The organism is Arthrobacter sp. PsM3 (assembly GCF_030433895.1).
Classification (GTDB): Bacteria; Actinomycetota; Actinomycetes; order Actinomycetales; family Micrococcaceae; genus Arthrobacter.
The window spans coordinates 1-263 of sequence record NZ_JARUXE010000166.1; the positions used below are offsets into that span (position 1 = coordinate 1).

Below are 263 nucleotides of genomic sequence, written 5' to 3' on the forward strand. Positions count from 1 at the left end.
TGGGCGCCGCGGTCGTTTCCCTGATCGCCGTCGCACTCTCCCGTGAGACCAGCAAAGATCCGCTGAGCCACGAGTAGCCCCGGCCGACTTCCAAACTTTTCCCTCCCAGAACCAACCGACGAAAGGCACCACCACCATGACCATCACCACCACCGACAACGCTTCGTCCATCGCCGAGCTGGAGCGACTCAAGGTCCTGCACAACGGACAGAAGGAAAAGCTGACCTTTTCCAACGCCGAGTTTGAGCGCCGGCTCACCGGGC

The 263-nt window shown here is 61.6% G+C and carries 1 pseudogene; it reads left to right on the forward strand.

The annotated features are described in order from the left end of the window. Positions 1-136 precede the first annotated feature (136 nt). A pseudogene (locus QCD75_RS22065) lies at positions 137-263 on the forward strand (creatininase); the annotation flags it as partial.